This window comes from Pseudomonas sp. S09G 359 (assembly GCF_002843605.1).
In the GTDB taxonomy this organism is placed as follows: domain Bacteria; phylum Pseudomonadota; class Gammaproteobacteria; order Pseudomonadales; family Pseudomonadaceae; genus Aquipseudomonas.
Genome location: NZ_CP025263.1, coordinates 4,526,645 through 4,544,503 on the forward strand (window position 1 = coordinate 4,526,645; position 17,859 = coordinate 4,544,503).

A 17,859-nucleotide genomic window follows, 5' to 3' on the forward strand; every position below is an offset into this window, starting at 1 on the left:
CAGGTCAACTGTTCAGAATAGGGTTGAAGTCGTCACGCCACAGCGGTCGTGCATCGACGCTCTGGCTGATCAAATGGTTGGCATAGAACAGGTCGGCCACCTGTTGCTGGGAGGCCATGGCGGCGGCATCGATACCCAACAGGCGGCCCGGTCGGCTGCGCTGCTGGAACTGGCGCAGGTACAGGGCACGGTCGATACCGGTCAGCGCTTCACTGCGCTCGGCCCAGCGCTCGGGGTGGGCATTGACCCAGGCCCAGGTGGCTTGCTCGCGCCGCAAAAAATCACCTACCTGGCTGCGGCGTCGAGGGTCGGCCAATACCTGCTGCGTGGTCGCAATCACGTAGTTGCCGGAGTAGTAGCGGCTGACGTCCGCCAACAGTTCGCCGTCCATCTGGCTGGTGGCTTGCAGCGCGCCGATGCCGCCAGTGGCGATGGCGTCCACGTGGCCGTTGCGAAACGCGGTAAGCGCGTCCTGCATCGGCAGCGGTACCGCCTTTACGTCCGCCAGGGACAAGCCGTTCTGCTGCAGCAGGTTCAACACGAAGTAGTGGGTGTTGGTGGCCCGCACATAACTGATGGTCTTGCCCTTGAGGTCCTGGACCGTGCGGATGCCGCTGGCTTTTTTCACCACCAGGCTGGTGTCGTTCCTGTCGCCCTGGTACACCGCGACCAAGGCAATAGGCACCTTGGCAATCGAGGCGAAAATCGGCGGGATCTCGCTCATGAACGCATAGTCCAGGTGGCCGCTGCTCAGGGCTTCCAGCACCAGGTTGCCGCCGCTGATATCCACCCATTCCACCGGGTACGGGGTGTCGGCCTGGCCGGCATCGGCCAGGAACGACGCGGCAGTGCCCTTGTAGCGCCACACGCGCAAGGGTTCGGCCGCCTGGGCGCCCAGCAGGGAACCGGCCGCGAGGGTGCCGCCAGCCAGCAGTAATTGCCGACGAGTCAGGGTGTGCATGCTGGCAGCCTCAGGTGAGCAGATCGGGTTCTTCGGTGCGGATCTGGTCCCACAACGGCAGGAAATTGAGCCAGGCGAAAAACTCGTGGCGCGCCTTGTCGATGCCGCCTTCCAACGCATCCGGCGCAGGCACCAGCGGCGTCCCGGCCGAGCGTGCCGCCAGGTGCACGCGGGCGGTGTCTTCGGCGAGGATGAAACGCCAGGCGGCGCTTTCCACGCTTTCGCCGGTGACCCACAGGCCGTGGTTCTGCCACACCAGCAGGTTGTGCTGGGCGAAGGTTTCGACGAAGGCCTGGCTGACGATAGCGCGGTCCTGCTCCAGGGCGCCGCTGGCAGTACGCAGGGCGTGGCGCGGGAAGATCACCTGGTCGTCAAGAAACGCGCCGGACTCGGCGGTAATCGGTTCGAACAACTGCCCCAACGACGACCACACGCGGCCATGGAAGCCATGGAAGTGCGCGATACCCACCACCTCCGGCCGCGCCTGTTGCAGGTCGTGATGCAACTCCAGCGCACTGGTGTTCAGCAGGCCTTCGCCCTCCACCACTTGGCCCTGGCCATCCACCCGCAGCAAATGGGACACGGTGATCTGCGAAAACGGTACGCCCAGCGGGTTGATCCAGTACTGCTCGGGGTGCACCGGGTCGCGGGCAGTGAAATGCCCGGCCACACCCACTTCAAAACCGAGGCGCCCGAACAGGCGGTACGCAGCGGCCAGGCGTTGCTTGCGGTGCAGGCGCTCTTGCAGGGGGTCGTCATGCTTGGGCACCGCGCCCAGCGCCAGGCGGTTGTTGGCGTAGGGCAAGGTGTAGATGGTTTGCGGGAACAGCGTGGAGTGGCTCATACGGGTAACCCTGATCAGGCAGTTTTTTATAGGCGAACGAAACCGTGGCTCGGCAGGGCCGGCGACGAAAACGCAAGGACGGTGTGGCGGCGGGAAGTGCGGTCAGGTCGTCATGATCAGGGGGCCCCTCGCAGGTGAATACAGCGAATGCTCTCCTCCACCATGCGAGGGGTCGGGTCGAGTGTGTCGTTAGAGAAATATCTCTGTACTGGAAGATATTCGTCTAAGAATCGTCTGTAAAAGGCTTTGTAGTTATATTCTAATAATCAGCTTTTTTAATATTCATCATTCAAAATAATCAAACAAATGCATTAACAAAGTTTAACCGCAATCCAAATGTGGGAGGGGCTTGCCCCCGATAGCGGTGGTTCAGCCATGCATGTGCTGACTGACACTCCGCTATCGGGAGCAAGCTCCCTCCCACATTTTTTTACTGCGTTCAGGCCGCGCGTGCAGCGGTGTGGCGGTTTACCGGCACCGGCAAGCCCAAATGCCCACGCAACGTACTATGGCTGTATTCACTACGAAACAACCCCCGCTCACGCAGCAGCGGCAACACCTGGTCAGTAAACCGCGCAAAGTCCTCCGGCGCACCCACATGGATATTGAACCCATCCACTGCCCCCTCGACAAACCAGCGCTCAATCTCATCCGCCACCGTTTTGGGCGAGCCGACGAAACTGGAAAACGGCTTGGCAAAACGCAACGCCGCCTGGCGCAGGGTCAGGCCTTGGTCACGCGCCACTTGCTTGATGTTTTCGGCATGCCCGCGATAACCATTGCTGCCCAGGTCGCCCAGCTCCGGGAACGGCTCGTCCAGCGGGTACTGGCTGAAGTCGTGGTAATTGAACGGGCGCCCCAGTTGCACCAGGGCCTTGTCCAGGTCCAACTCGCCATTGCGCTCGCGGTCGATGGCCTGGGCCTGTTCGTCGGTGTCGGCGATGATCGGCGAAATGCCCGGCAGGATAGTCACGTGGTCGGGGTTACGCCCGGCGGCGGCGGTGCGTTGCTTGATGTCACGGTAATAGGCCTGGGCATCCTCGAAATTGCCCACGCCGGCAAAAATCCCCTCGGCGTAATTGGCCGCCAGGCTGCGCCCGGATTCGGAAATGCCGGCCTGGAAAATCACCGGCTGGCCCTGGGCCGAACGCGCGATATTCAACGGCCCGGTCACCGAGAAAAACTCGCCGTGGTGATCGAGGCGATGCTGGCGTTGCGGGTCGAGGAACACCTTGCTTGCCTTATCGCGCACAAAGGCGTCGTCCTCGTAGGAATCCCACAAGCCTTGCACCACGTCGAGGTGCTCGGCGGCGCGGCGGTAGCGCTCGGTATGGTCGATGTGTTGCTCAAGGCCGAAGTTGCCCGCCGCGCCTTCCAGGCCGGTGGTCACCACGTTCCAGCCGGCGCGGCCGCCGCTGATGTGGTCCAGGGAAGCAAACTGGCGCGCCACATTGAAGGGTTCGGTATAGGACGTGGTCAGCGTCGCCACCAGGCCGATATTCGACGTGGCGCCGGCGATGGCCGACAGCAAGGTCAAAGGCTCCAGGCGATTGAGAAAGTGCGGTGCCGAATCCGGCGTGATGTAGGGGCTGTCGACGATGAACACCAGGTCGAACTTGGCCGCTTCGGCCTGCTGGGCTTGGGCGCGATACCAGTTGATGTCCACACTGGCGTCGCCCGGAATTTGCGGGTGCAGCCATTCATTTTGCGCAGTACCGACGCCGGTGAGGATGGCGCCGAATTTGAGTTGGCGCTGGGAGTTAGGCATGAGGATTATCCTTCAAGAACATGAAGATCAAACTGTGGGAGGGGGCTTGCCCCCGATGGCGGTGGGTCAGTGACAGCTTTATCAACTGACACGCCCTCATCGGGGGCAAGCCCCCTCCCACATTTTTACCGTGTGAATCAGGCGGTTCTGGCGGCGATGGCTTCGACTTCCACCAAGGCACCTGGCAAAGGCAACGCCACCACTTGCAACGCCGTGCGCGCCGGTTTGTTCGGCTGCTCAGGCGTGCCGAAGAACTGCGTGTAACCGCGCTGCAACCCGGCGAAATCGAGCTTTCCGTCCGTCTCCTCGGCCCCCACCAGAAACACGCGCAACTGCACGATATCGCCCAGGTCGAGGTCCTGTTGGCGCAGGATCCGGCGGATTTTGTTGAACACCGAAACCGTCTGCACTTCGGTGTTGCCGTAGGCGCCTGGCACGTTTGGATCAGCCAGGTCCGGCAAGGTGCCGCTGACGAAAATCAGGCTCGCCGACGCCGGCACTGTCACGGTTTGCGAAATCGGAAAATCGCCGACGCTGGTGCGTTGAATGCTGTCACTCATGATCAATCTCCTTAAGACGCGGCCACGGCCGCAAGATAGGTTTGCTGGGTAACGCGTTCAGCCAATTGCGCCACCACATGCCGCGCCGAGTTGGCCGCCGATTCCTGCCAGATGCCCACACCGCTTTGCACCAGACCATCGCCGGCGAAGTACACACGGCCGTGACCGGCTTCGAGCAGGCTGCTGGCGTCGGCCGGGAAATGTTCGCGTTGCAACCACGGGCCTTCGCTGTAGGGGATCTGTTCCCAGGACACCGCCAGCGGGTTGCGCAGGTGTTTTGAGTAACCGGGGTGCAGCAGCTCCACGGCTTCCTGGGAGGTGGCGTATTGCTCGGCGAACGGTTTGGCGCCAAACACGTCAGCGCCCTCCCCGGTCACGTAGCCCGCCACCAGCAGACCTTCGCGGGTGTTGAGGTCGTTGCTGGGGTACCAGAGCAGGCGTGCCGGGTGTTCAATCCAGGACAGGCCGCCATAGGTGCGGTAATCGGTTTCCCAGAAGCGCGGGGATTGCCACGCCACCTTGGTCGCCTGGTCGCTGCGGGTGCTGAGCAAGGCGGCCTTGATCGGGTCGCTGAAATCCGTGTCGAGCTTGGCCAACAGCGGCAACGGCAAGGTCGACACCAGATAGTCGGCGCGCACCACCTGCTCGCGGCCGCTGCGTTGGTCGTGATAGGTCACCGCCACGCCGTCTTCCAGCTGGCGGATCTGGCGCACCTGGGCCCCCAGTTGCACGTGGTCGCGCACGCGCTGGTAGAAGGCGTCGGTGATGCGGTCCATGCCGCCTACCGGCTGGAACATGGTGGCCGAGAATTCCGGGAATTCGGTGTGCAGCAACGCGCCCCACAGTTCCGGGTGCAGCAGTTGGTCCAACCCCAGCGGGCTGCGCGCGGCGGGCAAGGCGCCAGGGTGCGCAGGTGATTCCAGGTGCCCGGAACGGATCGTGCCCTCAAAGGCCAGCTCCTGGGACAGGTCGCCATACACCTGCAAAAACGCCAGCAAGCGCGTGCGTTCTTCGCCGCTCAATACGTCGTCGAGCGCATCGCGTTGCACGGCCTTGGCCAACAACCCGGACAGATGCCCGCGCGCATCGTTGATCGCCTGGCCGACGCTGAACGCCGGCTGGCTCACATCTGGCCGTACCTGGGCGCCATGGCTGCTGTTGACCAGCACTTCCAGGGGCACACCGAGTTCACTGCAATAGTCGAGGATCGTGCGGTGCTGGCTGGGGATGCGGGCCGGGCCGGCATTGAAATACAGGCCCGGGTCGAAGGCCACGGTTTGCGAGCGGCCGTCCTTGTAGTCCACCCGGTCGCCGTGGCGCAGGGTCCAGGTGCGGCCGCCTACGCGGTCGCGGGCTTCCAGCACTTGCACGCTGAAGCCGGCGCGGGTCAGTTCGAGGGCGGTGACCAGCCCGGCGATCCCCGCGCCCAGCACCAGCACACGGGTGCCCTGCCCCAGGCCGTCCTTGAGTTTCAGCGGTTGCGGGCGCCGGTGTGACGACGGCCCCAGCCCCAATACTGCCAGCGCATCCTTGACGGCTTTTTCGCCGCCCACCGCAGCGATGCTGGACAGCGCTTCACGTCGTGTCAGTCCCATGTCGAATGCTCCTTAATCCGGCAGGCCCGGTGGGTTGATCAGCGACTTGTCGACGCGCTCCACGTCCAGGCCCCAGCGTTGCAGCACCTGCTCGTATTGGCCGCCGGCAATCGCGCCTTCCAGGGCGGTGTGGATCGGCTTGACCAGGCCATTGTCCTTGCGCGTGGTCACGGCGATATCCGCCTGCAACGGCCAGCCACCGTTGACGGTGCCGACGCGCTTGATGCCGCCGGTGATCGCGGCGGAATAGGCGTACACCGAGTTGGGCCCGAACAGCGCATCGCTGCGCCCCGACTGCACCGCTAACTGCGCTGCGGCCTGGTCATCGAAGTACTGCAACAAGGCGGGCTTGAGGCCGGCCTTTTCATTGGCCTCGTTCCAGGCCAGCAGGACTTTTTCCTGGTTGGTGCCGGAGCCGACGATGATTTTCAGCCCGGCGATGTCTGGCGCCTGTTTGATCTCGCTGATCTTGCTGGTGCTCTTGACGTAGAACCCGAGCACATCCTGGCGATAGGTGGCGAAGTCAAAACGCTTCTTGCGCGCCTCGGTCACGGTGACGTTACTGATCACCGCGTCGTACTTGCCCGAGCTGACGCCCAGGGGCCAATCCTCCCAACTGGTCTGCACCACGTTGAGTTGCAGGCCGAGGCTATCGGCGACAAGCTGCGCGGTGTCGGCTTCGCTGCCGATGGTGGTTTTGTCGTCGTTGGCCAGCAGCGCCAGGGGCGGCCCGGCCACGCCGGACACGGCCACGGTGAACTTGCCCGGTTGGGCGAACTTGAAGCCCGGCGGGATCTGCGCGATAGCCGCCTCGTTGCGCGGCACATGGATGCGCACGCGGTCAGGGCTGAGGTCGACCTGTTGCACGGCAAACGCCTGTTGCGCAGTGCTGATGGCAAGCGCCAACAGGCCGATACGAGCGGTAGAAATAAACATGGGCAGTCACTCCGTTAACTAAAGCACCTTGCCGAGGAAGGCCGCGGTGCGGGGATGTCGTGGTTGGCGGAAAATCTGTTCGGGCGGGCCCTCTTCGATCAGTTGGCCGTCGCAGAGGAACACCACGTGGTCGGCCACTTCGCGGGCAAAGCCGATTTCGTGGGTGACGATCACCAGGGTCACGCCCAGTTGGGTCAGGCCCTTGATCACGTCGAGCACTTCGCCCACCAGTTCCGGGTCGAGGGCCGAGGTGGGCTCATCGAACAGCAGCACTTTCGGGTCCAGTGCCAGGGCGCGGGCGATGGCGACGCGTTGCTGTTGCCCGCCGGAGAGCTGGCGCGGGTAGGCGTCCACTTTGTCCGCCAGCCCGACCTTGGCCAGCAGCTCACTCGCCTTGGCCTGGGCCTCGGCCTTGCTCCAGCGCTTGTGGGCCAGGGGCGCTTCGGCGACGTTTTCCCAAGCGGTAAGGTGGGGGAACAGGTTGAAGTTCTGGAACACGAAGCCGACGTCGATACGCCGCTTGAGGATCTCGCGTTCCTTGAGCTCAAACAGCAGGTCACCCTTGCGCCGATAGCCCACGTATTCACCGTCGATGGTGATGTGCCCGCTGTCGATTTTTTCCAGGTGGTTGATGGTGCGCAGCAAGGTTGATTTGCCCGAGCCGGACGGCCCGAGAATCACCGTGACCTCCCCCGGGGCGATAGTCAGGTCGATGTCCTTGAGCACCTGCTGGTTGCCAAAGCGCTTGCCCACGCCCTGGATCTGGATGCGCCCGGCGCGTGCTTCACCCATGGGTTTTCTCCTTGAGCCAGCCGCGTATGCGCTGCAACGGTGTGGGTGGCAGCACCCGTGCCGTGCCCCGGGCAAAATGACGCTCGACGTAGTACTGGGCGCTGGTCAGCACAGTGGTGATGATCAGGTACCACACGGTGGCCACGATCAGCAGCGGGATCACCGCCTGGGTGCGGTTGTAGATGACCTGCACGGTGTAGAACAGCTCCGGCAAGGCCAGCACGTAGACGATGGACGTACCCTTGACCAGGCCGATGATTTCATTGAACCCCGACGGCAAAATCGAGCGCAGCGCCTGGGGCAGGATGATCCGGAAGATCCGTCGCGAAGCCGGCAGGCCCAAGGCTGCCGCCGCTTCATGCTGGCCGGCGTCGACGCCGATCAGGCCGCCCCGGATGATCTCTGCGGCGTAGGCCGCCTGCATCAGGCTCAAGCCCAACACGGCCACGGTGAATTGGCTGAGCACGTCAACCGTCGACCACTCGGCGAACACCACACTGGTGAACGGCACGCCGACCACGATGTGGTCATACAGGTAGGCAAAGTTGTAGAGGATGATCAGCACCAGCAGCGCCGGCATCGAGCGGAAAAACCAGATGTACCCCCAGGCCAACGCCGCCAGCAACGGCGAGCCCGACAACCGCGCCAGGGCCAGCGCGGTGCCGAGAATAACGCTGAACACCGTACTCAGCAGAGTCAGCAGCAGGGTCTGGCCAAGGCCACGCAGCACCGACGGCGAGAAGAACCACTGGCCGAACACGCCCCACTCCCAGCGCGGGTTGGTGGCCAGGGAATGCACGATGGTCAACAGCACCAGCGCGGCGAAGATCGACCCGGCCCAGCGCCAGGGGTGCCGGGCGGGCACTACCTGGAGGGCTTTGATCGGTGTGGAGACGCGGGCCTGGCGAACCGCGCTGGACGAGTCAATCAGATCATAGGATTTAGCGACGATAGGCATGTGGTATTCCTCGGCCTTAGAAGGCGTAGGTCAAGCGGGTGTAGTAGTACCCGCCGGTAAAACCGTAGGGCGAATAGGTGCCGTAGCTGCTGACCATGGTGCTGCTGGGCACGCCTTGTTTCTTGGGGTAGACGTCGAACAGGTTCTTGGCGCCGATGGCCACGTTGAGGTCTTTGGTGAGGTTGTAGCCAAGGTCCAGGTCGGTGATCCATTTGGCGCTGTAGACCCGGTCGAGGCTGCGGTCGTCGGAGACGTTGACCTCTTTGTAGGAGCCATAACGGGTCAGGGCCAGGTTGAGGTTGAAGCGCTCGATGCTCCAGTCGCCGCCCAGGATCAGCTTGGTGCTCGGCTGCACGCCGGTGATCAGGTTGCGTGCCTGGCGGTCCATCAGGTCGTAGGAGGTGCCGAGGATCGTGGTGGATTCCTTGTAGTTGAGGATTTTGGTCTGGTTCCAGTTGAACGCCGCCGTCCACTTCAACGCGCCGTATTGGCCCAGGTCCTGGCTGTAGTTGCCGACCAGATCGAGACCTTTGGTGCGGGTGTCGGCACCATTGATGAAGTACTGCCCGCCGGAGGTGGAGGTAATGCCATTGCCTTGCAGCACCTGGGTGATTTCCGGGCCGAGCAAGGTGCCGGTCAGGGTGATGCGGTCACGCAGGTTGATCACGTAGGCGTCGGCGGTGAAGTTCAGGCGATCGGTGGGCGTGAGGGTGAAACCCAGGCTGAAGTTGGTCGAACGCTCGGGCTTGAGCTCCTGGGCGCCAAGGGCTTGGGCAGCGGCCGAGCCTACCGGCAACACGCCGTAGTTGATCGACTGGTACACCCCATTCACCACGCCATAGGTGGTGGAGCGCGCACTGAACAGGCTGTTGGCCAGGGATGGCGCACGGAAACCATTGCTCACGGTGGCGCGCACGGCGAACTGCGGAGTGAAGTCGTACCGGGTGGTCAGCTTGCCGCTGCGGGTGGCACCCACGCCCTGGTTGTAATGCTCGTAGCGAAACGCGGTGCCGACGTACCAGTCGGGCACCGGGTTGAAGCCGACGTCGACGTAGCTGGCCAGGCTGTTGCGCGACGCGCTGCTTTCTTCGTCCGGCGAAATGCCGTTGGTGACCTGGGCCCCGGACGACGCGCAGTTGCCCGGCGCCACGCAGTAGCCGCCGTTGGCGTAGGACTCATAGTCACCGGCCTGCACCTCATAGGTGTCGCGCCGATGCTCGAAGCCGTAGCTCAGGTCCAGCGGCTTTTGCAGGCCGATGTCGAAGCCGCGCTTGAAGTCGAGGTTAGTGGTCAGCTCGGTGGAAATCCACGTGCCGGAGGTGAAGTGATTCGGCGTGGCCTCGCCCAGGGACGGGTTCTGGTTATGGGTGGTGCCCTGCTCCGCCTCGTTGCGCCCGTAGGTGGTGGACAAGTCCCAGTCCCACTCGCCAAGCGTACCTTTGCCGCCAAACGCGGCCTGGAAATCGTCCTCGTCGATAAACCAGGTCGGCGTGTAGCCGCCGGGGTAACCATTGGGGCCGGTGGTGATGGTATTGGTGATGGTCGGCAGGCGGAAATTCTGGCCCTGCTCGGCCTTGCGTCGCGAATAGGTGGTGAAGGAATACAGGCTGAAACTGTCGTCAATCGGCAACTCGGCGTTGTAGCCCAGGGTCAGCAGGTTGGTCTTGGGTGTGCCGTAGCCGCCATAGGTGGAACGACCGGCCTGCTCATAGGCCTGGGCGTAGGTGTAGCCGTTGGCGCTGGCCTTGTTGTCATCGTTCTGGCTGCGCGCATCCAGCGCCAGTTGCACGATGCCGCCGTTGCCAATTTCGAAGCCTTTGTTGAGGCTTTGCTGCACGGTCTGTTTCTTGCCGTCATAGCCGATGCCGGCGTTGGTCACCGAGGTGCCGCTGGTGTCGGCCTTGAGGATCACGTTGATCACCCCGGCGATGGCATCGGAGCCATATTGGGCGGCGGCGCCATCACGCAGGACTTCGACATGGTCGATGGCGCTGATGGGGATCAGATCCAGGTCGGCCGGCGCGGCGCCGGTGTTGATGCCGTTGATGTTCAACGTGGCGGCAGTGTGGCGACGCTTGCCATTGACCAGCACCAGCACTTCAGCGGCGCTCATGCCCCGCAGGTTGGGGGCGCGGGCGATACCACTGGCGTCCCAACCGGTTTTTTCCGGCAGGGTCAGCGACGGGATCACTGCGCTCAGGGCTTCCATCAAACCGGGTTTGCCGGTGCTTTGCAGTTGCTTGGCGCTGACCACATCGATCGGCACCGGGCTGCTGGTAACGGTGCGCTGCTCGGCGCCACGGTTGCCGGTGACCACCACAGTGGACAGGGTGCTGTCGTCCTGGGCCTGGGCGGTATTGGCGAAGATTGCCAGCGCCAGGATGGCGGTCGGTTGTAAGACTTGCTTCATAGCCACTCCAAACTATTCCAAATCGCGAAGTCGGGCAGGCACGCGATCGTGCGCGGTGCTCCGGAGGTTGTGGGGTGTTGCGGCGATTTGGGGCTAGGTGTGGCGCGGGGTTTGAATTGGCAACATACGTTGAACTCCCTTCCAACGATTCTGCTGCGGGGTGATTACCCGGTTTGGCAACGCAGAATCCGAATCTAGATTGGTACCATCCGAGGTCAGGGGTAGGCTGTTGCGATCAAACATAACGGAATGGGTTGGGGAAATATAATGCTATTTGGGCATAAGCTAATATTCTTGGATTTCATTATTTTTGTTTTAGTTTATTCATATATTTGATGTTGTGCGTATATCCATTGCTGGCCTTGAACCCGACCGGTTTCGCGGACCTAACTCAGGCCAAAATGTGGGAGGGGGCTACACCCCGATGGCAGTGGATCAGTCAATACATCTGGTGACTGACACACTGATATCGGGAGCAAGCCCCCTCCCACATTTTGACCGCATTCCTTCAGTTCGCAGGCTTCAACAACTGCATCTGCTGCCGATAATCATCCGTCACCTGCCGCGCCTGGCTGCTGCTGGTAATCACCCTGGGCGTGATAAGCACGATCAACTCCGTCCGGTCCTTGGACTTGCTGGTATTGCCAAACAACCACCGCAACCCCGGAATCTTGCCAAGATAAGGCACCGCACTGACACTCTCCGCATTGTCCTGCTTGATCAACCCCCCGAGCAGCACCGTCTGCCCACTCTGCACCGCTACCTGCGTGGACACCGAACGCGTGGAAATACGCGGATTATTCTGCGTGTCATTGTTGGACGCCTGGTCCTGCGCATCACTGACCTGCTGCTGAATATCCATATACACCAGACCACCCGGATTGATCCGCGGCACCACATCCAGGATCACCCCGGTCTGCACATACTCAACACTGCTTAACGTAGTGTCGGAAGTGCCGGTATTCACCGTGGTCTGGCTGATAGGAATATTGTCGCCCACCTGAATCTGCGCCGGCTGGTTGTTCATCACCACCAGCGACGGCGCCGACAGCACCTGGGTACGGCCATTGGTTTCCAGCGCATGCAAGGCCACCTGCAAGTTGGAGCTGACAAACGAATAGAACAACGAATCCGTCGCGCCCAACCCTGCCCCACCGCCGCCTAACGCGCCTTGACTGCCGGCCGTATTGCCCACGGTGGTGCTGGTGGAATTACCCGCCAGGCGGCCCAGGTACCACTGCACGCCCAGGTCCAGTTCGCCGGTCAGTTTGACCTCAAGGATGCGCGTCTCGATCTGCACTTGCAGCGGCGGATTGTCCAGCCGCTTGATCGCCGATTCGATCTCCTTCCACTGCACCGGGCGGGTGCGCACCAGCAGTTGGTTACTGCTTTTTTGCGCGGTGATTCGTGTACCGGCGTCGAGGCTTTTGGCCGGGGCGTCAGCCGTGGTGCCGTCGTCGGTACTTTCGGTATCTTCGCTGGCTTGGGGGTCTTGCTCTTCATCTTCGCTGGCGCGCTGCGTGGTGTTGCCCATGCCGCTGCTGTTGCCGTTCAGGCCGCCAGGCGTGCTGCCGGAGGTGCTGTTGGTGCCGGGCGAGGACAGCGTCGCGGTGCGCAAACCGGGGGCGACCTTGGCCGGGGCGTCGTCCTTGATCGCGCCGCTGCCGTAGATCTGCCGCAGGTACTTGGCCAGGTCCGTGGCCTTCATATTGCGCACGTCGTAGACGTACATCTGCGGCTCGTTGCCGCCGCCTTCGTCGATGGTGTGAATCCAGTCACCGACTTCGCTGAGGTATTGCGGTTGCGACGAGATCGCCACCACCGAGTTGGTCCGCTCGATCGGCAAAAAACGCACCATGCCCGCCAACGGCATGCCGCTGTCGGGCCCGAACATCTTTTGCAGCTCGGGCATCAGTTCGGCGACCGAGGCGCGTTGCAAACCGAATACGCCTACCGACATGCCCTTGAGCCAGTCCACGTCAAAGGTGTCGATGGTGTCCTGATAGTTGGCCAGCTCCTCCGGGGTACCGGCCAGGCTCAGCACATTGCGCGCCGGGTCCACCAGCAGGAAGGCATTTTCCCGGGCAAACGGTTTGAGCAGTTTCTGCATCTCGGTGGCCGAGATATAGCGCAGCGGAAACAGCCGCGCCGACAAGCCGTTGGAGGGTTGCGACACACGCATCTCCGGCACCAGCTTGCCCGCCACCGCCTGGTTGGCCGGCAGGATCACATAGCGGTTGCCCTGCTTGATCATGGCGTTGTCGGTCCACGACAGCAGGGTTTCCAGAATCGACAGCGCCTGCTGCTTGTTCACCGGCTTGGAGGTGGAAAAGCTGACATTGCCTTTCACCCCTTGGGCAATGCTGTAGTTCTCATGCAGCAGGTCGCCCATCACGCTGTTGATCACCGCCTCGATCGGCTGGTCGGCGAAGTTGAACACGATGTCGCCGCCCGCCTCTTCCTTGCCGGCCGACGCCGCTGTCGGTGGACGCACAAATTGCCCGTTGCCGCGAATCAATTGACGCTGGGGCGGTGTCTTGGCCTGGGGCTGGCCGCTGTCGACCGGGGCCTGCTCGCTGGCCGGGTCGACGGGTGGGCGTTGCGAGCCGGTGCCCTGCATCGCCTCGTGCAACAAGGCCTCGTCCGGGTCCAGATGCTCGGGGAATGTGCCGCAGCCACCAAGGGAAACGGCGGTGGCCAGGCAAAACACGGTGGTGCGCAAAGCGCCGGGGAATGTATCGATCAAGGGGTGGACTCGTGAGGAAGGGTAATCGGGGCTGTGGTGGACGGCGGCGGCAGACGCAGGCCGCGCAGGCTCAGGGTCTGCGTGCGGCCGTCGAGTACAAAGCGCGCTTCGCGGGGTGTGAGGTGTTCCAGGCGCCAGCCATTGGGCAGGGTCTGGTCCTGGTGGACTTTCAGCGGCGGGCCATCCGCGCGCTTGAGCAGGGCGACGCGCAGGTCGCCATCCAGCACGATGCCGGTCAGCGTCAGGCTCGACAGGCTGGAGACGGCGGCCTGGCCGACGGCGCGGTCAGGGCTGCGGTCGGGGCTGAACAAGGGCGCCTGCCAGGTGCCGGCCAGGCTCTCGAGGGTCGCCGCCGGGGCCGCCAGCACCTTGGCGGTGGCGTTGGCGCGTGCATCGGGTGCGGGCGCCGGCAACCACTCGGGCGCATCGCCGATGCTGCTGAGGATGCCCACCATCAACAGGCCCAACAGCCCGGCCACACCGAGCAGCAGCCACTCCAGGGGGCGCAGTGCATTGATCATCGGCGCACCTGCGTGGCAGCAGCCGGTTGCAGGTAGCCACGCACCAGCAGGTGCACCACCAGTTGGCCGGCGCCACCGCTGGCGGGCGCGTTTGGCCCACGGCGAATGCTCATTTCATCGACAAACAGAAACGGGCGCTGGTACTCCAGCTCATGCAGGATCGCGGTCAAGGGTTCGATAGCGCAGTTGAGGGTCAGGCTGACTTTGACTTGGCGATAGGGCTCGCTGTCGTCCTGCTCGGGGGTGATCGGCATGCGCTGAGTAAGGCTGCAGCCGCCACCGAGGCCGGCGCGGCTGTTGATCAGGTCGGCGATGCGCTGCATCAGGTCCGCCGCCACGGCGCTGGGGTCATCGCCGGGCAACAGGCTGGTGTTGCTGGCCGGGTCCTGGCGGGCCTCTTCGAGTTGTTGGCGCAAGGAATTGCCCTGGCGCAATACGCCGGCGTAACGTTGCTGTTGTTCGCGCAGCTGCTCGGCCTGCTCACCCATCTCGCGCAAGGGGCCGGCAAACCAGCTGTCGACTAACAGCCAGTAAGCGGCACCGAGCACCAGGGCCAGGCCGATCAGGGCTGCGCCGCGGCGCTCACGGGGTGTCAGTGGTCGGCGCATCGGCGGCCTCCTGGTGCAGGTGGGCGCGCAAGGAAAATTGATCCTTGCCGGTTTGCGCATCGGGTTGGATCACCCCTTCGAACTGGGCGTTTTCCAGGCTGTGGCAGCCCTTGATCCGCGTGATCAGGGCACTGGCCTTGGCGCTTTGCCCGGAGAATGAAACGTCGGCGCCGTCGTTGACTTCCAACTGGTCGATCCAGGTGTCGGACGGCAGGCAAGCGGTCAGCTCGTTGAGCAGCCCGGCCAGCGGCGGTTGGGCGGTCTTGCGGCGGATCAGGTACTGCGCGGCACCACGGGTATTCAGCAGTTGCTGGCGCAGCGCCTGGATCTCGGCGACCTGGGCTTTTTGCGCGCGCACGCTTTGCTGCATGCTGTCGAGCACGCGCTGGCGGTCGTTGAGCCACAGCAGCATGGCGGCGATCAGCAAGGCGCCGCACAACCACGGCAGGCTGCGTTGCAAGCCTTTACCCGCCGGGCGCTGGCGTGGGCGCAACGGCACCGGCAACAGGTCAATGCCCAGCGGTACGCCCGCCGCGTCCGCCACATCCACGGCGTGTGGCTGCAAGCCGAGCGCGGCGCACTCAGTGAGGATCTGGTCGAGGCGCTCGCGCAGGATCGCCACCAGCGTCACGTGCACATGGGTCGGCGTGCGCCGTTCCTGACGCGCGACAAAGTACAACTGGGCCGCATCGAACGGGGTAAAGCGGTCCAGTTCATAACCCACCACCGTCGCCAGGTTGCGCGCCGCCGCCGGGGGTAGTTGCAAGGCTTGCACCAGCACCGCCGAAGGGGCCAGCAGCAGCACCTGGCGCGCCTCGCCAGCCACGGGTGGCACGGGCGCGGTCAACGGCCAGGGGTAGACATGCTCGGGGATGTCCTGCAGCGACAACCAAGCCGGCAGGCAGCCCCGCAGCTCCTTGAGCCACAGCCGCCAGCCCGATTGCAGCAGGCTACCGCGCCAGCGCTGGGTGATCGGCTCCGTGAGCAGCTGCAGCCGTGCGGATAAGTGTTCGTTCATTCTTGCCAACGTAAGACTCGATAAGGTTGTGCGCTGCCTTGCGCGGGGCTCAATAACACGGTGGCTTGCAGGCTGGCGTGGTAACCGCCGGGGCGTTGCGCGCGACTGTCGATCACCAGCACATCACCGGGGTCGGCGCCCACTGCACTCAGGTGCGGCAGGTTCAAGGCGCGGCGCATCAGCGCGCTGGCGAAGGCCGGATCGGGCCGGTCCAGGCCACTCCACAGGCTGATCTCGGGCACCAGTGCGCTGTACAGCGCCTGGGTCATGCCCGGCAGTTGCCGCACTTCTTCAATCACCCGAAACGGCGCCAGGCCCCTGTTGCGACGCACTTCCAGGTCCTTGGCGAGTTGGCTGGCCTGCGCCTGGGTCGCACCGCACGCCAGGGCCAGGCGGGCAAAATCGCCAACCTCGGCGCTGTTCAAATACAACTTGCCGCGCTCACTGCGCAGGCTGACGTGCAACTGCGCATCGTCGAATGCCAACGGGATTTCACGCCCATCCGCCAGCCACTGCTTGCGCTGCAACGGATCGGCCAGGCCTTGCATGGCCAACGCCACGCCCGCCTCGGCGGCCAGCACCGCCTGGGTATGCTGGCGATGCCACGACGCCTGTCGCGTTTCCAACTGCACCCAGCCGGCCAGGCCGCCGAGCAGCAGGCTGAGCAACGCCAGCACCCATAGCACCAGCAGTAGCGCGACGCCGCGCTGACGCCGAATCATTCGGGGCCTCCGCCCGAGAGGTTCAAACGCAACGCGATCACCTGGGTGACCCATGGCACCGGCCCGTTGACGCGCGCCGCAATCCGTACCGCCGAGGGCAAGCGCTTGGTCCACGGCCACTCGCTGATCCAGCCGGTGGCCTGGCCCTTGGGCGACACACCGCGATAGCTGAATTGCAGCTCTTCGATATTTTTCAACAACACCTGCGGTTCACTGCGCGACGCCGGCACGCTGACCTGCGCTTCGGACTCAAACCGCGCAAACGCGACCTGCAAATCGCGCTGCGCCGCGGCGCCGGTCAACTGCAAGGTGAAACGCTGAATCCCGCCGCCGAGCACGCCGGGCAAGGTCGCGACAAACTGCATGCGCTGTGGGCTGCCGGCGAAAAAACCATCGGTCTGGCTGTCATCCTCGGTCACGTCCAAGGGCAGCGCCTCACTGATGGCGGTGCGCAAAAACTGCTGCGCGGCACGCATTTCGTCCAGGCTGACCGTGTAGCGCTGCGCCTTCAGCACCGCGCGATTGGCCCCCAGCAACGCGCCACCGACCAGGGTCAGCAACACGCCGAGCAGGCTCAGCACGATCATGATTTCGAGCAAGGTGAAGCCCTGTTGGCGGCGCTTCACAAACCGGCCCCTGCCGCACGCAGCTTCAAGGTGCTGAAGCTGGCGTGGCGCGGGCCTTCGCTGACCGTGAGGTCGAGGCGAAACAAGTGCGGCTGGCCGATACGGGTCGGCTGCTGGGCGATGCGCAGTTGCCAGGCGATGCCGTCTAAATCGCCCTGGCGCACGCCGTTGGCCAGGGGGCCTGCCGCTTCCTGGTCCATCACACTGACGGCGGCATGGCTGAGGCGGTCGCTGTGGGCGACTTGCAACAGCGAGCGCGCGCTCTGGCCAAAAGCGACCAGCAGCACCGTGCTGCAGATCGCCATGAGCGTGAGGGCGGCAAGCATTTCCAGCAGGGTGAACCCGGCTTGCTGCTTCATGGCAGCGCCTTGGACTGCACGCTGCCGGTCAGCCAGCCAATATCGATGCGCCAGCGCCGGCTGCCGTTGGCCAACAGCAGATTGCCACCGGTGGAACTGCCATCGGCGTAGAACTCCACCGCCGAGCCGACGTTTTCGGCCGTGTGCAGGGTGACTTGCAGGTCGGCCGGCCAGTGTTTTTTCGGGCGGCCCGGGGCCTGGAAGCTGAGGCTGCCCAGATCGAACAGTGTGCTTTGCGTGGTGCCGCTGACAATCGCCCGCGCCCGCGTGCTGCGCAACGCCTCGACCATCTGCCCGACCGCCTGGCGCTCTTTGGCGGCGCGCAGGCCTTGTTGCAGGCCAAAACCCACCAAGCCGGCGGCGATGCTGATCAAGACGATCACCACCAGCATTTCCAGCAAGGTAAAACCACGTTGGGCGTTGGCCATGGTCAGG

At 63.7% G+C, this 17,859-nt stretch carries 17 protein-coding genes; all 17 read right to left on the minus strand.

The genetic code is table 11. The features are described from left to right. Positions 1-4: 4 nt before the first annotated feature. Positions 5-961, minus strand: coding sequence for an ABC transporter substrate-binding protein (locus CXQ82_RS20500; RefSeq protein WP_101272037.1), 957 nt, complete (start codon positions 959-961; stop codon positions 5-7). Between the two features lie 10 nt (positions 962-971). Beyond that, complete coding sequence (locus CXQ82_RS20505) at positions 972-1,805, minus strand: class II aldolase/adducin family protein (RefSeq protein WP_101272038.1); 834 nt, start codon at positions 1,803-1,805, stop codon at positions 972-974. 439 nt (positions 1,806-2,244) lie between these two features. Then, the gene (locus CXQ82_RS20510) at positions 2,245-3,573 is read right to left on the minus strand and encodes an LLM class flavin-dependent oxidoreductase (protein ID WP_101272039.1); all 1,329 of its coding nucleotides are present in this window, start codon (positions 3,571-3,573) and stop codon (positions 2,245-2,247) included. 137 nt (positions 3,574-3,710) lie between these two features. Beyond that, entirely contained in the window at positions 3,711-4,133 is a 423-nt protein-coding gene (locus CXQ82_RS20515) for a RidA family protein (protein ID WP_101272040.1), read from the minus strand. An 11-nt stretch (positions 4,134-4,144) separates the two neighbouring features. After that, positions 4,145-5,728 (minus strand): FAD-dependent oxidoreductase, encoded by a 1,584-nt coding sequence (locus tag CXQ82_RS20520; protein ID WP_101272041.1) that lies wholly within the window; start codon positions 5,726-5,728, stop codon positions 4,145-4,147. Positions 5,729-5,740: 12 nt separating this feature from the next. Beyond that, positions 5,741-6,664, minus strand: a complete 924-nt coding sequence (locus CXQ82_RS20525; protein WP_101272042.1) for an ABC transporter substrate-binding protein — start codon at positions 6,662-6,664, stop codon at positions 5,741-5,743. A gap of 18 nt (positions 6,665-6,682) precedes the next feature. Beyond that, on the minus strand, positions 6,683-7,456 hold the full coding sequence (locus CXQ82_RS20530; protein ID WP_101272043.1) for an amino acid ABC transporter ATP-binding protein: 774 nt from the start codon (positions 7,454-7,456) through the stop codon (positions 6,683-6,685). Then, positions 7,449-8,414 carry an amino acid ABC transporter permease gene (locus tag CXQ82_RS20535; protein WP_101272044.1) on the minus strand — a complete coding sequence of 322 codons (966 nt, stop codon included), beginning with the start codon at positions 8,412-8,414 and terminating at the stop codon, positions 7,449-7,451. The genes CXQ82_RS20530 and CXQ82_RS20535 overlap by 8 nt, the downstream gene beginning before the upstream one ends. A 16-nt stretch (positions 8,415-8,430) precedes the next feature. After that, complete coding sequence (locus tag CXQ82_RS20540; RefSeq protein ID WP_101272045.1) at positions 8,431-10,824, minus strand: TonB-dependent siderophore receptor; 2,394 nt, start codon at positions 10,822-10,824, stop codon at positions 8,431-8,433. A 508-nt stretch (positions 10,825-11,332) separates the two neighbouring features. Then, on the minus strand, positions 11,333-13,570 hold the full coding sequence (gene gspD / locus CXQ82_RS20545) for a type II secretion system secretin GspD (RefSeq protein WP_101272046.1): 2,238 nt from the start codon (positions 13,568-13,570) through the stop codon (positions 11,333-11,335). Beyond that, positions 13,567-14,091: a general secretion pathway protein GspN gene (locus CXQ82_RS20550; RefSeq protein ID WP_101272047.1), complete on the minus strand. Its 525-nt coding sequence runs from the start codon at positions 14,089-14,091 to the stop codon at positions 13,567-13,569. The genes gspD and CXQ82_RS20550 overlap by 4 nt, the downstream gene beginning before the upstream one ends. Next, entirely contained in the window at positions 14,088-14,699 is a 612-nt protein-coding gene (gene gspM, locus CXQ82_RS20555) for a type II secretion system protein GspM (protein ID WP_101272048.1), read from the minus strand. Before gspM ends, CXQ82_RS20550 begins: the two co-directional genes overlap by 4 nt. Further along, positions 14,674-15,717, minus strand: a complete 1,044-nt coding sequence (locus CXQ82_RS20560) for a PilN domain-containing protein (RefSeq protein ID WP_101272049.1) — start codon at positions 15,715-15,717, stop codon at positions 14,674-14,676. Before CXQ82_RS20560 ends, gspM begins: the two co-directional genes overlap by 26 nt. After that, the gene (locus tag CXQ82_RS20565; protein WP_101272050.1) at positions 15,714-16,439 is read right to left on the minus strand and encodes a type II secretion system protein GspK; all 726 of its coding nucleotides are present in this window, start codon (positions 16,437-16,439) and stop codon (positions 15,714-15,716) included. The genes CXQ82_RS20560 and CXQ82_RS20565 overlap by 4 nt, the downstream gene beginning before the upstream one ends. Then, on the minus strand, positions 16,436-17,065 hold the full coding sequence (locus CXQ82_RS20570; RefSeq protein ID WP_101272051.1) for a prepilin-type N-terminal cleavage/methylation domain-containing protein: 630 nt from the start codon (positions 17,063-17,065) through the stop codon (positions 16,436-16,438). Before CXQ82_RS20570 ends, CXQ82_RS20565 begins: the two co-directional genes overlap by 4 nt. Next, positions 17,062-17,424: a type II secretion system protein gene (locus CXQ82_RS20575; protein ID WP_101272052.1), complete on the minus strand. Its 363-nt coding sequence runs from the start codon at positions 17,422-17,424 to the stop codon at positions 17,062-17,064. Before CXQ82_RS20575 ends, CXQ82_RS20570 begins: the two co-directional genes overlap by 4 nt. Further along, on the minus strand, positions 17,421-17,852 hold the full coding sequence (locus CXQ82_RS20580; RefSeq protein ID WP_101272053.1) for a prepilin-type N-terminal cleavage/methylation domain-containing protein: 432 nt from the start codon (positions 17,850-17,852) through the stop codon (positions 17,421-17,423). Before CXQ82_RS20580 ends, CXQ82_RS20575 begins: the two co-directional genes overlap by 4 nt. Positions 17,853-17,859 lie beyond the last annotated feature (7 nt).

Bases quoted from the DNA above. Each gene is read 5' to 3' on its own strand.
- CXQ82_RS20500 (WP_101272037.1), bottom strand. From the start codon at position 961: ATGCACACCCTGACTCGTCGGCAATTACTGCTGGCTGGCGGCACCCTC.
- CXQ82_RS20505 (WP_101272038.1), bottom strand. From the start codon at position 1,805: ATGAGCCACTCCACGCTGTTCCCGCAAACCATCTACACCTTGCCCTAC.
- CXQ82_RS20510 (WP_101272039.1), bottom strand. From the start codon at position 3,573: ATGCCTAACTCCCAGCGCCAACTCAAATTCGGCGCCATCCTCACCGGC.
- CXQ82_RS20515 (WP_101272040.1), bottom strand. From the start codon at position 4,133: ATGAGTGACAGCATTCAACGCACCAGCGTCGGCGATTTTCCGATTTCG.
- CXQ82_RS20520 (WP_101272041.1), bottom strand. From the start codon at position 5,728: ATGGGACTGACACGACGTGAAGCGCTGTCCAGCATCGCTGCGGTGGGC.
- CXQ82_RS20525 (WP_101272042.1), bottom strand. From the start codon at position 6,664: ATGTTTATTTCTACCGCTCGTATCGGCCTGTTGGCGCTTGCCATCAGC.
- CXQ82_RS20530 (WP_101272043.1), bottom strand. From the start codon at position 7,456: ATGGGTGAAGCACGCGCCGGGCGCATCCAGATCCAGGGCGTGGGCAAG.
- CXQ82_RS20535 (WP_101272044.1), bottom strand. From the start codon at position 8,414: ATGCCTATCGTCGCTAAATCCTATGATCTGATTGACTCGTCCAGCGCG.
- CXQ82_RS20540 (WP_101272045.1), bottom strand. From the start codon at position 10,824: ATGAAGCAAGTCTTACAACCGACCGCCATCCTGGCGCTGGCAATCTTC.
- CXQ82_RS20550 (WP_101272047.1), bottom strand. From the start codon at position 14,091: ATGATCAATGCACTGCGCCCCCTGGAGTGGCTGCTGCTCGGTGTGGCC.
- gspM (WP_101272048.1), bottom strand. From the start codon at position 14,699: ATGCGCCGACCACTGACACCCCGTGAGCGCCGCGGCGCAGCCCTGATC.
- CXQ82_RS20560 (WP_101272049.1), bottom strand. From the start codon at position 15,717: ATGAACGAACACTTATCCGCACGGCTGCAGCTGCTCACGGAGCCGATC.
- CXQ82_RS20565 (WP_101272050.1), bottom strand. From the start codon at position 16,439: ATGATTCGGCGTCAGCGCGGCGTCGCGCTACTGCTGGTGCTATGGGTG.
- CXQ82_RS20575 (WP_101272052.1), bottom strand. From the start codon at position 17,424: ATGAAGCAGCAAGCCGGGTTCACCCTGCTGGAAATGCTTGCCGCCCTC.
- CXQ82_RS20580 (WP_101272053.1), bottom strand. From the start codon at position 17,852: ATGGCCAACGCCCAACGTGGTTTTACCTTGCTGGAAATGCTGGTGGTG.